This window comes from Kordiimonas sp. (assembly GCF_048264555.1).
Taxonomy (GTDB): domain Bacteria; phylum Pseudomonadota; class Alphaproteobacteria; order Sphingomonadales; family Kordiimonadaceae; genus Kordiimonas.
The window spans coordinates 578102-592377 of sequence record NZ_JBLXCX010000001.1; the positions used below are offsets into that span (position 1 = coordinate 578102).

Here is a 14276-nt window from a genome sequence, read left to right on the forward strand (position 1 = left end):
TCCTTACACCGGTTTGTGGCAATACTGCCTCTCGATTTACGTGCGCGTCAAGCTGCGAGGCGCTCACTTTTTCGCAATTGAGACACCGGTGTCACCAGTGAAACACACCGAGTTTTGTGACGTTTTTTTTAAACTTGGCTCTAAGGTCAGGATTCCGTAACGGAAATTCTCGGCACTACTGCTTGCTCAAGAAAAATGGGGCGGCCGGAGCCACCCCAAAAAAATTTTCACCCTGCGTGTATCGAAGCTTAAAAATCGAGACTCAGGGTCAAGCCATAGGTTCGTGGATCATTGGGGTAGCCATTGTAACTTCCCGATTGCGCCACAGAATCAAAGATAAGCTGGAGATAATTCTCGTTGGTGATGTTCTTGGCCCAGGCCGAAAGCCGCCAGCGATTATCTTCACCCCCCTCGATGCCGATGCTGGCATTAAGAAGGAATGTGCTCGGCATATTGCCAAACGGATCAGCATCACCCGCAACGTTGCGTTTGCCCCGGTAGTAGGCCTCACCCTGGATAAAACCGAGCATATTATCGCCAATCGGTTGGGTGTATGTGGCGGTTGAGGTCACCGTCCATTTTGGGGCATCGGTCAGGCGTTCACCGGTAAGGTCAGCCGCCCCGGTATATGCCGCATTTGTCGGGTCACACGAAGGTTGCGGGTCTGTCACCCGGCAGGGACCGCCCACAAACGAGGTATATGTCGCATCGCTATAGGCTGCAGCAAACGTCCAGTTAAGATTCTCGGTTAGCGCGAACTGGCTATCGACCTCGATCCCCTTGATACGGATAGAGCCAGCATTTCTAAGCTCAAACCCGAGCCCTGTGAAAATGTTGGTTTGGAAGTCATCCACCTTCTGGCTATAGGCGGCGATATTCACCTGCGCTCGCCTGTCCCAGAAACGGATTTTGGCGCCAAGCTCCCACGCATCAACCGTTTCAGGCTCAAACTCATAGGTGTTGGTATCACTCGCGCTATTGGTCGCCGCCGCACGGGAGGTATCGAAACCACCAGCTTTATAACCACGTGACAAACTGAAATATGTGTTCAGGTCATCATTCCAGTCGTAGGCCAAAATCACATTGCCGGTCAGTTTGTCTTCTGAACGTGAACGATCAAAGTCATTCCGTGGCGGGAAGAACTGCAGCGCCGCAAACCCACCAAACGGATTGACGAAATTAGGGTCCGAGATGGTCTGGTTCAGAAGCGCCATCGCGGTCGGAAATGGAGCCCCTGCCCCCAGAACCTGTGCGAGGAAAATGGCGTTATAAACATTACCCAGATCGGGGGCACCATTTGCATCAAACACATCTGTAAAATTCAACTCAGCAAACGGGTCATTGATGTTGAAAACGCCGGTGGCGTCTTTCTTTTCCTTGGTGTAACGCAGACCGCCCGTCAGTGTCAGTTGGTCGGTGATATGAACATCAACCTGACCAAAGGCCGCCCAGCTGCTGGAGGTGGTATCAAACTTCTCCTGCACCATGCCGCCTTCTTCGGCGAAATAGGTGCCCACCGGTACAGGCGCTGGCCACAGCCCGCCACCTGCAAGGGCGGAGAGGGTTAGCTCAAGCCCGGTGATGTTATCCACGCCCGGCACAAAAGCACTTGACCCTGCGAGAATGCTGAAAAAGTCACGGTTATCGGCACCATATGGCACCTTGTCTGTAGCATCCAGATTTTGCTTCGAGTAAAAACCACCAACAAGCCAGTCAACCCGGTTGTCGCCAGTTGACGCCAAACGAATTTCCTGCGTGAAGATATCAACCTTTGTGAACTCGCCATTTCGTTTAATCAAATCGGCCTGCGTGAAATCAGCATCAAAATTGGCGTCTGATTCAAAATCCCGATATGCGGTGATGGATGTAAGTTCCGACGATCCCAAGTCCCACTTAAGCTCGCCAGATACTCCAAAGTCTTTCATGGCGTTCAGCATCTCGCCATTGAAGGCAGTTTTTCGCTCATAAGGGTCTGGCGGCACAATCTCAAAACCGAGAGCGGCGACCGCCGCCATGGTTGGACCATGTTCAATGAACGGCGCCGCGCAGCAAGCTTCATTGATTTCAGAATAATCACCAATCAAACGGAAGGAGACAGCGTCTGATGGCTCTAACAGCAGCTGCCCACGCACTGCCCAACGGTCTCTGTCGTTCACATCGCGACCATCACTCACATTCTCAATAAAACCGTCTCGTTTGTTAACGTTTGCCGACAGCCTGAAAGCCGCTTTATCTTCTGCGATTGGACCGGTCACTGTACCCTTGAGAATAATCTGGTCATAGTTTCCGTAGGTAACCTCGGCCTTGCCGCCAAACTCATACTCTGGCGCCTTGGTCACAAAGGAGATCACCCCGGCGGAGGTATTTTTACCAAAGAGCGTAGATTGCGGCCCACGCAAAACCTCAACCCGCTCAACCGACAGGAAATCACCAATCGCCGCACCGGTGCGGGACCGGTAGATGCCGTCAACATAGATACCGACCGATGGCTCAAGACCGGGGTTAAAACCTGAAGTACCAATGCCGCGAATGTTAACAACGGTCTGGAACGATGCTGCGGCTTGGGTGGTGTTCATGGCAGGCACGGCCATCATCAAATCGCGAACATCTCGAATGTTGGATTTTTCAAGCGTCTCGCCTGAATAAGCGCTAACAGCGATAGGCACGTCCTGTAGGGTCTTGGCACGTTTTTGCGCCGTGACCATGATTTCCTCTAATGTGAAACCGCTGTCACTATCCTGACTTTCCTGCGCAAGCACAGGACCTGAAATGCCAAGTGCTACCGCACCGATAGCAACCGAATGCAGCAAATGGGCCCGCAGCGCGCGCCGTGTGTATACCTTCATGGTAATCTCCCCAGATTTTCCCCATAGCCCGCCTTAACCGGTACTGGGTCAAATCTCCGCATGCTCTGGCAAACATGATGGCAGGAGTAGGCCCCAATACCAATTTAAGGCAGTTCATTAAAATGATTTACCTCGATTGGCAAAAGGTCAAGGAAAAGCACGCATAAAAGGCAAGTTTCCTGTCACCCGCCCAGCGTGTGTTGCACCTATGCCATTGATTTGCGGTTCTTTTTAAATCAAGGGGCCCGTCAGTTGTTTTCTGTCGGGGCACAAAAGTACACGGGTCGTTCCATAATAAAAGAAGGGCAGCGATGCTGCCCTTCTCATCGTTAATTTGCATGTTCCCAGCTAATGCTTAGAACTGCGCCGTCAGTTTCGCATATACCATGCGACCACGTGGGTCGTGGGTACGGCTCTCGTAACCACCGTTGGTGGATACATATGGCGGCGCTTTGTCAAACGCGTTGATCACACCAAACTGCAGGCTCGACCCTTCCATGCTTTCGCTGAAGGCGCTGAGCTGCAGGGTATACTGGGCATCGACAGTGGTCATTGAACCAACGGTGTTGCCCGGTGTCTGGTCATCGTTCATACCGCTGATATGACGGACATAGAAACGAGCGTCATGGTTCTCGTTCGCCCATGCCATACCAGTGTTGATGCGCCACTTTGGCGTTGGGCTGCCGAAGTTAGCAAAGTTACGGTTGCCTGCACCGTCAATGGAGCCCGCCTGAGGGTCTTCAAGATCATACTTCAGCACGTGTGTTGCTTCGAAGAACGGCATGAAAGTACCCATGTCGGTATCGATGTTGTATTTTGTCGATACGTCAAAGCCCTGAGTTTTGACCCGTGAGGCGTTGAGGTAATCCACGATCACCATGATGATGCTGCCCGACGTACCGGCTGAGCGGATAACGCGGGTCGGGTCCGTTGGGTTGGCGTTCACCACAGCCTGGTAGTTCTCCTGGATGATTACATCTGTGAAGGTGTAGTTCCAGAAGTCTACATCGAAGTCTAGACCGTCAACAGGTTCCCATGTCAGGCCAAAGTTCCAGGCTTTACCTTGCTCCGGCACGATGGTGCGACCACCATCAGGAGCAACCGAACGGATGGCCGCGAAGGCGGTGCCACCCAGCGGATCTGTAACCTGATTCAAGGATGTACCACCACCAGAGACCTGAAGCACACTCGGTGCGCGGAAGCTGGTGGAATAGCTACCACGAAGTGCCATCTTGGCACTTGGGCGATACAACAGCGAGATCTTCGGGTCTGTCGTTGAGCCGATATCACCGCCATAGGCCTCATGACGAAGCGCGAGCGAGAGATCAAGCTGGTCCGTAATCGGGATCAGTGTTTCCGCAAAGATACCAACAGCGGTACGTTCATCACCGAAGTCCGAGTTGCCGATTACAAACGCAAAACCGTCAGCGTTTGAGATATCGTCATAATCGCGACCCCAGAATTCATCACGGATTTGCATACCAAGCGCGAGCCCAATGTCGCCTGCGCCAGTGGAACCAACGGTCCCTGAAACCACAGCGTCATATACGGTGGTTTTGGAGGTGCCATCAATCACCTGTTCGCCAATCACATAGTCCATCACCGCCGCACTGTTAGGTGCCGTGGTATAGCTTGTGGCAAATGGGTTGAAGAACTCACAGCCCGCTGTACCCGGTGCAACCGAGCCAAGTTCAGCATCACAAGCACCGTAACCCGCCAATGCGCGCTGGAAGTTGGCGGTAATTACGTCAGCTGTTGCGATTTGATATGTGTTGCGACCATGGGTCACGCCAAAATCATAGCTCCAGTTCTCGTTGAAATCACCGGTGAGCTCAATGTTGAAGCGATAGGTTTCGGACGAGAAGCGGTTCGGGCTTGCTTCACCGCCATTACCAATTGCACGGCCAAGGAATGTTACACCTTGTCCAAATGGGTTTTCAGGGTGATACGCAGGCACACCGGCTGACCCCAATTGCAGATATGGGAAGGTCGGTGAGTTGTTCCGGATCGCACCGGTCTCAGCCCAGCCACCTTCAAAACGCAACTGGTGACCATCGCCAAGGTCCTGCGTAATGGCTGCATAGGCCTGTTTACGCTCTTCTTCTGGCACAAGGTTATAATAGTCACCAAAGTCAAAACCACAGGTACCTACGTTGATGCCGCCTGGCAGTGGCACCGCAACATTCGGAATACCACCTACTTCTTCACAGCCGTAAGGATCAATAACCGGCGCCGTCGTGCCGATCAGACCAATGATGGACGGCACATAATACGAGCCGGGGTTCCCGAGAACCGAGCTGTCGTCGGAGGCAAGGCTGAAACGGCGCTCCGCTGTTGTCAGTGGTGAACGATCATAATAGCTGAACGCACCCATAACGTGGGTGTTCTCACCACCAAAACCAAACATGGCTTCGTAGAGTTGATCAGACTGGCTGCCCTGGTCGGTCAGCGTCTGATATTTGGCACTTACCTTCACACCTTCGAACTGGTCATCGGTGATGAAGTTCACAACGCCTGCAACTGCGTCCGTACCGTAAATAGCGGCAGCGCCGTCTTTCACGATCTCGATACGCTGCACAGCGATTTGAGGCACAAGCGAGCTGGTATCAACAAACGCGATACCATCGTTTGTTGTTGTACCCGCAACCACCTGACGGCGACCGTTCAGAAGAACGAGCGTTGACGCCACACCGAGGCCACGCAGGTTGAAGTTGGACGTGCCTGACGTGCCGTTCTGCGTAAACGCATCCGGGTTGTTTTGGGCACCATTGTTGATTGTCAGTGTTTGGACAAGGTCGGCGACATTGCTCGCGCCAATCTGGTTCAGGTTATCAGAGCCAATCACCGCAATCGGTGACGGGCTGTTGAACTGTGATTTACCTTTAAGATAGGTACCGGTAACCACGACTTCCTCGATTTCCATTGTGGCATCGGCTTCGTCTTGGGCTATTGCCGGGTTTACTGCAAACAAACTCAAACATCCCGCGGCAAGCGCGGTCGTATTGAACAAGCGGTTCTGGCGCATGTTTCCCCTCCGTTGTTAAAAAGCAGCTGCTTTTCCTTCCCAACAGTAATTGGATAGGTCGAAAGCAATAAGCGTCAAGCTGAGGGGGGATTTTGGGTAGTGCGAAATATATTACTGTTGCATGCGCGCAACAGTTTTGACGACCTCAGGTTAACTTGGGTGGATAAGTGCCTGTTTTACAAACACCTCCGCCATACCAGGGCCGAGACGCGCATCTATATAAGGTGTCAAGTATGCCTTGACGATATCCGGGTCAATTGGCCGGTTTACCTGGAACCGCTGACGCGACAACATCGTAAGCGCCGTGTTGAAGTCGGACCTGATCTGCGGCAGGCGTGACCGCACCACTTCAAAGTCTTGCGTATTTTCCATCAACAGCACGATTTGCAGCGTTGCCTGGCCTTCAACAACACCACGCTTGATGACGGAGAAGTTAAACGGCTCCATCTCAATTTTGGGTTTGCCAACAAACTCGTTGTCTTTCTCCTCCTCTTCAGAGAAAGCAAAAGACGCTGAGCTGCCAAACCCCAGCACCACCAACAAAATAATTAGAACAATCCGCATTATCAGGCCACCATTCCAGTTCAGGTTATCGTCGCCGCACCATTATGCTGTTGACGCTGTGAACAGAGCCTTAACATCTCCCGCGACCAAACAGAAGGCCCACAGCGCTGTTCAAGCTCGTTTCCCTCCAATCACCCTAAGCAGCTAATCATGGCGCGCCAAGATGTTTAGTGGCGATTGTTGTATTTTGCGACATCATCTTATTATGCAACAATTAATTGTCTCTTTTTGCGATTATCCTGCGTATTTTATTGAATGCACATGCAATAAAAAATATAAGCTATTGTTATTAATAGATATAATGGAACGCCATAAAACTGGCACGCGCCTTGTATATATAGGTATACCTCTCGAGCAGGGGTGCGGGGATAGGTAAATTTATTTACTCGACCCCCAATCGTGCACCTGTTCCCGCGTACCCCGCTCGAGAGATACTTCTTCGGCAAGCCGCACTTTTCAGTGCGGTTTTTTATTGTCTGAAATTAATGAAGCCCGCGCAGCCCCGATGGCCACCACATTGGTCTGCCACTTAAATCTAGGCAAATAAGCTGAGGCTCGATGAAGAAGCACCCGACTGAAGCCGAGCAAGCCCTGTCTGAAGGTTGGCAAGCTGTGCCTGCTGATAGGGTGAGGCTGTGCCTTTGGGGCCGCCATTTTTTAACTGCTCAATAAGCGGATTATAGGTCAGGGAGCGATAGGCACGCTGCACGGTCGATACTGCAGTATCCAGAAGGCCCAACACATATTTTGCTGTTTGTTTGTCGCCAATATGGATAGCACCGTCGAGACCAAGCCCAAACACACCACCAGTATCATCCTCTGGTTTGATATCCTTGTCTTTGTCGGTGGTAATATCGAACACTTCATTCTTGGGCAGGATACGTCCGGGATCAATCCCGATGCGGCTCAGAAGATCGCGGCCGTCCTTACCTGCAAAAAGCTCAATGGCAACACCGTCATCAAGGGCGCTGATCTTCAACTTCTGGCCCTCATCCGTACTGGATACATCGACCTTGAGCTTGGAGAAGCCCGCAATGCGAATTTTCCGCGCCAGATCATCAAAGGTATCGCCCTCATCAAGCTCAATACGCTTCTTGGTACCGCCATCGATTGAGAGATAGAAAAAGTCATCCACCTTGGCAGACGTTTGGGTCTGGATATCGAGCGTCTCATCAATCTGGACTGTACCCTGCGGCAAACCAAGCGTCTCGAGAACAGAGTTGCCCCTGTTCGTGAAAGCTATACCGCCCGCAGTCGAACCCGCGAGTCCCTCCCCATATTGCTCAATGTCTTCAACAACCCCCGTGCTGCCATTGAGCCGTGCGACAAAAGCATCGGTGGAGCCTCGCGCAGTCTCGCCAGAGAAGGTGCCGCTGGTGGAACCCGCTACATACACCACACCGTCTACAACAGTGACATCAGCAACCCGGTCTGTACTGCTGGTAGAGAGATAGCTGGTGAAATCAGCCGCCAGGTCGCTCGCGCCCGAAAGTGTCAGCCCGGACACAAAACCCTCAAATGCGCCCGCTGCACTGCCATTGACCGCAGCTGCCCCGCCGGCATCCAAGCCGCCATTTGTCGTTACACCTGCGATGTATACTTTGCCGTTAGTGTTGTCGATCGAAATGCCCTGGATGGAACCACCCAAACCAAGGCTGCCAAAATCCACACTCGCAGTCTGATTAGTGAGGTCACTACCATCAACACGGCGCACGACCGCGTTGCCGTCTTCTTCAATCGCGAGGACAAGATTGTCATTCTCATCAACAGCAATGCCTCTGATCACTTCATTGTCGCTGGTGCCAAATACGTTGGAATCCACTAGGGTTCCGGTAGCACCGGATAGCTTCACGATCAGGGCATCCTGCCCGCCTGCAAAACCGGATGTGGCACTGATGCCCGACTTGGTATAACCACCCACGAAGATATCGCCGCTTGAATCCACCGCCACACTGTTCGCACCGGTTTCGCCAAAGGTATCAAGCTGGTAGCGGAATACTTCATCGCCGCGCTTGCTAATCTTCTGCACAAAAAGGTCTGTGCTATCCACCACGTCGGATGATGATAGCGCACTGTCGGTTTGGCCGACCAGAATGACGTTATCGTCGGCATCAACAGTGATGCCCTGCACACTGGCGGTGCCTGAAACACCCAGCAAGCGAGAGAAAACCACATTGCCTTCACTGTCAAACTTGGTGAGGAAAACATCCTCTCCTTCAGCCGCATTCAGTTGGTGCCCAAAACTACCCGCAGACGTTCCGACCACATAGATGCCGCCTTCACTGTCTGTTGCAATACGTTTTGCTGTGGTGTCCGCATTCACCTTGTTGGCGCTGTCGATATTGGTAAGCGAGGAGGTGTTATCCGTGCCATCGGCATCGTCATCGTCTTCCGTTGCGTCTTCACCCAGCACCTTGGTTTTTGCATCCGCCAGAAACTTGTCCCGCATCTCCTGAAGCCTGGGGTCAAGCTCGTCGTCGTCTTCCTCTTTCACCAAGCCTTTGATTTCCGTTGCCGCATAATCAATGCCCACGAAAGACGTAGTATCATCCGCCGTTATCGTGCCACTCAGGTTGTTAAACTCCGTGATCCGGCTTGTTACCGCGTAAGCATCATCAAGCTGCTTCACAGAAGACGCCACATAAAGTGTGGGAGTAGACGCAGCGGCAGAAAGAGACACCTCTTCCGTGATGGTCCCATCCACCTGCAACCCGTACCGACCGCTGGAACCGTCCCGCCGGATGTCGAAGCGGGTCTGGTGCTTGATATATTCTTCGCCCTCGTCGTCAAGCGCCGTAAGGGCTTCGATCTTGCTGTTGACCAAATCCTTGATGCTGTTGAGCGAAAGCGTGCCCGAGATCTCGCTTAGATCAATTTCGATATTGTCAGTCTCACCGCTTTTGGTGATCGAGACAGTGAAAACTTCGGTGCCAGTCAACCCGGCAAGCGCCTCATTTGGGTTTGAAGCAACCAAGGATCCATCAAACCCGGTTTCATTCTTGCCAAGCCGAGCGCTGGTTTCCGTTTTATACTGCTTCTCGCCCAGGAACAGTTCGAGCTTCTCGAGTTGAGCTGTCGAGAGATAATCCCTCACCTCAGCGAGGCCTGCCTGAAACTGCTCGTTCAGTCGCTTAAGGGATGCGGACGACGTTGTATCAGCGGAAGCATACTCCGCAAGGATACGCAAATTTGAGAGCGCCTTGAAGACCGCGAAAGACGCCTGCTTGTCCGGGTCGCTCGCAACCGCCTTCAGATCACTCGATTTCAGGTCAATAAATTTGGTGAGCTCACGAACTTCACGAATTTGCTGGTTGAGCGTCTTGGTATCTTCAGCCTGCTGCCAAGGAGGCACTATGCCATCATCTGTACTGCCGAAATTATAAGCTGCGCGGTCTTCTGCCGAAAGACTGGCCAAGGTGCGCTGTGCGATCTTGGAATTGGCAGAAGCCTGGATAAGCGAAGCATCCACCCCGATGATCTGGGTGCGGAAATTGGGTTGGCCCCCAAGGCCAAATAACCCACCGCCTGAATTTGCTAAGCCAAAAAATGCCATTCGCTACTTTACCAGCTTTCTGCCGTCTATCCTAGCGAGCCAATCAAAACCTTCTGGTCATATACTCGCTCGTTAAACGCGGCAAATATTGCCGCATAGGCAAATTATTCCCCGCTAAATCGACGACCTCATCAAAACGACTCGGCCTCGCGGGAATTTATTGCCGTTGAATTGCTTTTTCTCACAATTCTCCCTACATGTGATGCAAGGAACGTGACAATTACGCCAAAGTAGCCCTGAGGACCTGACCACATAAGGCTGCTGGCAACAAAGCGACGAGGACTTTGACCGATGACCGCCATTTTTGTGCTGCTGGATAGCCTTCTCGGGTTTTACGCATTATTGCTCATCATCAGCGTGGTCATGAGCTGGCTCACCACCTTCGGCATTATCAATACGTACCAGCCTTTTGTGCGGTCTGTTCTCAACTTCCTGCATGCCGTTACCGAGCCCGCTCTTCGGCCTATTCGCCGCTTCCTGCCTGATATGGGCGGCATCGACATTTCACCCATCATTCTCTGGTTCCTGATCTATGCGCTCAGGGTGTTACTGAAGGCGGATATCGCACCGCTCTTTGGTGTGAATGTCTACTGATGTTTTCGAAGCCACTGAAGGCGGTATCCGCCTTCATATCCGGCTGACCCCTAACGCCCGCTCGGAAATGCTCGACCGCCTAGAGCCGTCAGCCGACGGCACAATGCGCTTGCGCGCAAGTGTCACTGTGGTACCCGAAAAGGGCAAAGCCAACAAGGCGCTGGTCAAGCTTCTCGCCAAAAAACTGAGGTTGCCCAAATCGGCCATTCGCCTTATAGCGGGGGAGCAATCCCGGAATAAGACCATCTTCATTGATGGTCATCCGGATGAACTGATACCGGCGCTTGAAAAGATGCTCTCCAGCCTTGGGTGATGGGTTGCCCTGAAACGGCCGAAAACAGAGCTAAGGTGCCCGCAAGGAGACGCCCGTCCATGGCCACCACCCCTTCAAACCTCATAGATGGCAAGGCATTTGCCGCCCGTGTTCGTGAAGGCGTTGCCGCCGATGTCGCGAAGCTTAAAGCGCGGGGCGTCACACCAGGCCTTGCTGTTGTTATCGTGGGGGAAGACCCCGCGAGCCAAGTGTATGTACGCAACAAAGTGCGCCAGACCGCAGAGGTGGGCATGCACAGCGTTCATCATGAACTGCCCGCAGAGACCAGCCAGGAAGACCTTGTCGCCAAAGTGCGTGAGCTGAACGCAGATGACAGTATCAACGGCATTCTGGTGCAATTGCCACTGCCGAAACATATTGATGAAGCCGCCGTGATTGAGACCATCGCACCAGAGAAAGATGTGGACGGTTTTCATGTGGTCAACACCGGCCTTCTGGCCACAGGCGGTGAAGGCATGGTGCCTTGCACGCCGCTTGGATGCCTGCTCATGCTCAAGGACAGGCTTGGCGATCTTTCCGGCAAAAAAGCTGTTGTGGTGGGTCGCTCAAACATTGTTGGCAAACCCATGGCGCAATTGCTTCTGGATGCAAACTGTACCGTCACGATCGCGCATAGCCGTACGAAAGACCTGCCCGCCGAGGTACGCGCGGCCGATATCGTAGTGGCAGCTGTCGGTCGGCCAGAGATGATCAAAGGCGACTGGATTAAAGAGGGCGCTGTGGTCATCGACGTAGGCATCAACCGCATTGACGCGCCGGAGTTGGGCGAAGGCAAAACCCGCCTTGTGGGTGATGTGGACTTCGGGGGTGCGGCCCCACATGCCGGGGCTATCACCCCGGTTCCGGGTGGTGTTGGCCCCATGACCATTGCCTGCCTTCTGAAAAATACCGTGACAGCCGCGTGCCGACAGAACAATATCGACCCTGACGCACTATAAGGATAAGGGGTTCCTTCGCGCCAGATAGCGTGACGGTCACAAGGGGAAACGCGCCATGTATGAAGCTTTCATCGCCGCTTTTATCGGTCTTTTTGTGATTGTTGACCCCATTGGCATCGCTCCTGTGTTTGCCGGCCTTACCCAGAACGCCACCCGCCAGCATCAGCGTGCCATGGCGATCAAGGGTACGCTGATCGGGACCCTTATCCTGATCTTTTTTGCGCTGGTTGGTAAACCGTTCCTCAACGCACTAGGCATTTCCATGGATGGGCTTCGGGTGTCGGGCGGCATCATGCTCTTTGTCATCGCCCTTGAAATGGTTTTTGAGAAACGCACAGAACGCAAACAAGAGTCGGCCGAGAAGTTCGACGAATATTTCGAAGATGTCTCGGTCTTCCCGATTGCGTTGCCCCTGCTGGCCGGGCCGGGTGCTATCGCAACCATCATGCTGACAATGACGTCCTATGAGCATGACCTGATGGCCCAGATGGCCGTGCTCGCCGCCCTCGTGCTGGTGATGATCATCACCCTTATCGTCTTTTTCACCGCCGGCAAGGTGATGGACCTTCTGGGCCCAACGGTGAACGCTGTTCTCACGCGGCTCCTGGGGGTCATTCTCGCGGCCCTTGCAGCGCAATATGTGCTCGACGGGCTGAAGAATACTTTTCTTGGGTAACATGCTTGGGGTAATACGCTTGCGCCTCAGCATGAGATGTTCACGCTTTTCGATAAAGCAAATGACTGATCATGCCGTAACCTCAGCAGCATGAAAAAAATGCTGAAAATACTCGCCTCTATCTATCTGTTGCTTGGTCATGCAGCGCTCGCGCTTGAGTTCACAAACGTTCAGGACACCATCCTCGAGTTTGAGGGAGACAATCCAGGATCTCCCGACACCGATCCAAACTGGCGACCCTTCAGTGGGCAGGTTTTAACGGACGGCGGCAGCCAGTGGTTTCACATGGAACTCGTGGTGGAGTTAGATCGCGGCGAGCAGGTTCACGCACCTCTTGCACTCGGAATCAGCCTCATGGGGGTGTATGATTTTTACTGGGACGGCGAACTCATAGGGTCAAACCTGTACCAGGGCGCTAGCGCCAACCGCCTAAGCCGGGTTTTGGTGCCTGTTCGCAACCTCACTTCGGGCAAACATATTATTCGGATGCGCATAAAAACACCCGGCATGAAAAAGGGTGACCCTCTCGATCTCTATATTCAGCCAGCTGCGGTAAAATCTGACTTCTTCGGCGTCCACCCTTCTGTAATCAGCACATTTTTTGTGGCAACAGCCGGGCTCTTTACGGGGTGCTACCTGTTCCTCTTATGGCATAGCGGCGGGGCAAGGCCTGGGCTTTTTACTGCCATTTGCGTCAGCTTCTCAATCGTCGCGTTGATACTGCTGCAGGAGGGACGTTTTTTGTTCAGCTACCCCTATGGGTGGCAGCCCTTTATCGACAATCTTATCCCGCCGTTTGCAGCCCTCACTATCCTGCTATTACCGTGGTTTACGATCACGCGGCTGCAATTGGAGCCTCGAGCTTTATGGATGGTTGGAATAGCCATTGTCCTTGGTTTTTCCTTCATTGATATCAAGGGCGTCGACCATGACATTCGAGCACTTGTCCTCCTCTCGATCAGCCTGCTTGGGCTATCTGCACTCGCCTGGCGGCACGGTACAAAAAGTGCACTGCTTTTTGTTGCTGGTTTTGCGCTTGCCTTGGCCGGGCTTTGGTTGGACCCAGATCAGAAGCATCTATTTCTCATCGTGATCATCATACTTTTGGCTGTCGATCTGGGCATTGACATCAAACGGCGCGCTTCTGATGCCGCTCGACATGCTCTGGTGTCAGAGCGATTGCGTGCCGACCTGATTAAAAGAAACATCCAACCCCATTTCCTGATGAATTCACTTACCGCTCTCATGGAATGGGTAGAAACCGCACCGGAGGCGGCCGTTGAATTTATCGACGGCCTAGCCACCGAGTTTCGTATGCTTTCCGAGTTTTCAGAGCGTAGCAGCATATCAATGGCGGAGGAGCTGAAGCTATGCGAAATCCACCTGAACCTGATGGCCAAGCGATTGGATGCAACATTCGCATTTGAGACATCCACGGTCGACAGAGATGCCCTGATCCCTCCGGGCCTGTTTCACACCCTTCTGGAAAATGCCCTCACCCACAACGCCTATGCCGGCCAGAACATATGCTTTGAGCTCGACTATAAGAACCAGAACGGCACCATGTGCTACACCCTCATAACACCAATATGTACGCAACAAAGTAACGCCATTGGCACAGGCACTGGCACGCGTTATGTCCAGGCGAGGCTGGAGGAGTTTTGCGGAAATGCTTTTCGCTTTTCGTCAGAACCGTTAGGCTCACAATGGATAACGACCATTGAGATTGGGCAATTCAAACGTTAG

Annotated in this window: 9 protein-coding genes; 5 read left to right on the forward strand and 4 right to left on the reverse strand. The window is 52.9% G+C overall.

Annotated features, from left to right (window positions below; genetic code table 11):
* Positions 1-248: 248 nt before the first annotated feature.
* The 4 genes from ACN0XZ_RS02815 to ACN0XZ_RS02830 form a co-directional block, all read right to left on the reverse strand.
* The gene (locus ACN0XZ_RS02815; protein ID WP_417456193.1) at positions 249-2846 is read right to left on the reverse strand and encodes a TonB-dependent receptor; all 2598 of its coding nucleotides are present in this window, start codon (positions 2844-2846) and stop codon (positions 249-251) included.
* 355 nt (positions 2847-3201) lie between these two features.
* A complete protein-coding gene (locus tag ACN0XZ_RS02820) occupies positions 3202-5871 on the reverse strand; it encodes a TonB-dependent receptor plug domain-containing protein (protein WP_417456194.1) in 2670 nt (889 codons plus the stop codon).
* 150 nt (positions 5872-6021) lie between these two features.
* The gene (locus tag ACN0XZ_RS02825) at positions 6022-6435 is read right to left on the reverse strand and encodes a hypothetical protein (protein WP_417456195.1); all 414 of its coding nucleotides are present in this window, start codon (positions 6433-6435) and stop codon (positions 6022-6024) included.
* A 535-nt stretch (positions 6436-6970) separates the two neighbouring features.
* Positions 6971-9988, reverse strand: coding sequence for an SBBP repeat-containing protein (locus ACN0XZ_RS02830; protein WP_417456196.1), 3018 nt, complete (start codon positions 9986-9988; stop codon positions 6971-6973).
* A 291-nt stretch (positions 9989-10279) separates the two neighbouring features.
* Between ACN0XZ_RS02830 and ACN0XZ_RS02835 the strand changes: the two genes are divergently transcribed.
* The 5 genes from ACN0XZ_RS02835 to ACN0XZ_RS02855 all read left to right on the forward strand — a co-directional run bounded on the left by ACN0XZ_RS02835 (position 10280) and on the right by ACN0XZ_RS02855 (position 14276).
* Positions 10280-10582, forward strand: coding sequence for a YggT family protein (locus ACN0XZ_RS02835; RefSeq protein WP_417456197.1), 303 nt, complete (start codon positions 10280-10282; stop codon positions 10580-10582).
* Complete coding sequence (locus ACN0XZ_RS02840; protein WP_417456198.1) at positions 10572-10895, forward strand: DUF167 family protein; 324 nt, start codon at positions 10572-10574, stop codon at positions 10893-10895. Before ACN0XZ_RS02835 ends, ACN0XZ_RS02840 begins: the two co-directional genes overlap by 11 nt.
* A gap of 59 nt (positions 10896-10954) precedes the next feature.
* The gene (gene folD / locus ACN0XZ_RS02845; protein ID WP_417456199.1) at positions 10955-11854 is read left to right on the forward strand and encodes a bifunctional methylenetetrahydrofolate dehydrogenase/methenyltetrahydrofolate cyclohydrolase FolD; all 900 of its coding nucleotides are present in this window, start codon (positions 10955-10957) and stop codon (positions 11852-11854) included.
* 55 nt (positions 11855-11909) lie between these two features.
* The gene (locus ACN0XZ_RS02850; RefSeq protein WP_417456200.1) at positions 11910-12530 is read left to right on the forward strand and encodes a MarC family protein; all 621 of its coding nucleotides are present in this window, start codon (positions 11910-11912) and stop codon (positions 12528-12530) included.
* A gap of 90 nt (positions 12531-12620) precedes the next feature.
* Positions 12621-14276, forward strand: a complete 1656-nt coding sequence (locus ACN0XZ_RS02855; RefSeq protein ID WP_417456201.1) for a histidine kinase — start codon at positions 12621-12623, stop codon at positions 14274-14276.

What these genes read in the sequence shown, in the direction of transcription:
- ACN0XZ_RS02815 (WP_417456193.1), bottom strand. Translation starts at nt 2,846, where the DNA reads ATGAAGGTATACACACGGCGCGCGCTGCGGGCCCATTTGCTGCATTCG.
- ACN0XZ_RS02820 (WP_417456194.1), bottom strand. Translation starts at nt 5,871, where the DNA reads ATGCGCCAGAACCGCTTGTTCAATACGACCGCGCTTGCCGCGGGATGT.
- ACN0XZ_RS02825 (WP_417456195.1), bottom strand. Translation starts at nt 6,435, where the DNA reads ATGCGGATTGTTCTAATTATTTTGTTGGTGGTGCTGGGGTTTGGCAGC.
- ACN0XZ_RS02830 (WP_417456196.1), bottom strand. Translation starts at nt 9,988, where the DNA reads ATGGCATTTTTTGGCTTAGCAAATTCAGGCGGTGGGTTATTTGGCCTT.
- ACN0XZ_RS02835 (WP_417456197.1), top strand. Translation starts at nt 10,280, where the DNA reads ATGACCGCCATTTTTGTGCTGCTGGATAGCCTTCTCGGGTTTTACGCA.
- ACN0XZ_RS02840 (WP_417456198.1), top strand. Translation starts at nt 10,572, where the DNA reads ATGTCTACTGATGTTTTCGAAGCCACTGAAGGCGGTATCCGCCTTCAT.
- folD (WP_417456199.1), top strand. Translation starts at nt 10,955, where the DNA reads ATGGCCACCACCCCTTCAAACCTCATAGATGGCAAGGCATTTGCCGCC.
- ACN0XZ_RS02850 (WP_417456200.1), top strand. Translation starts at nt 11,910, where the DNA reads ATGTATGAAGCTTTCATCGCCGCTTTTATCGGTCTTTTTGTGATTGTT.
- ACN0XZ_RS02855 (WP_417456201.1), top strand. Translation starts at nt 12,621, where the DNA reads ATGAAAAAAATGCTGAAAATACTCGCCTCTATCTATCTGTTGCTTGGT.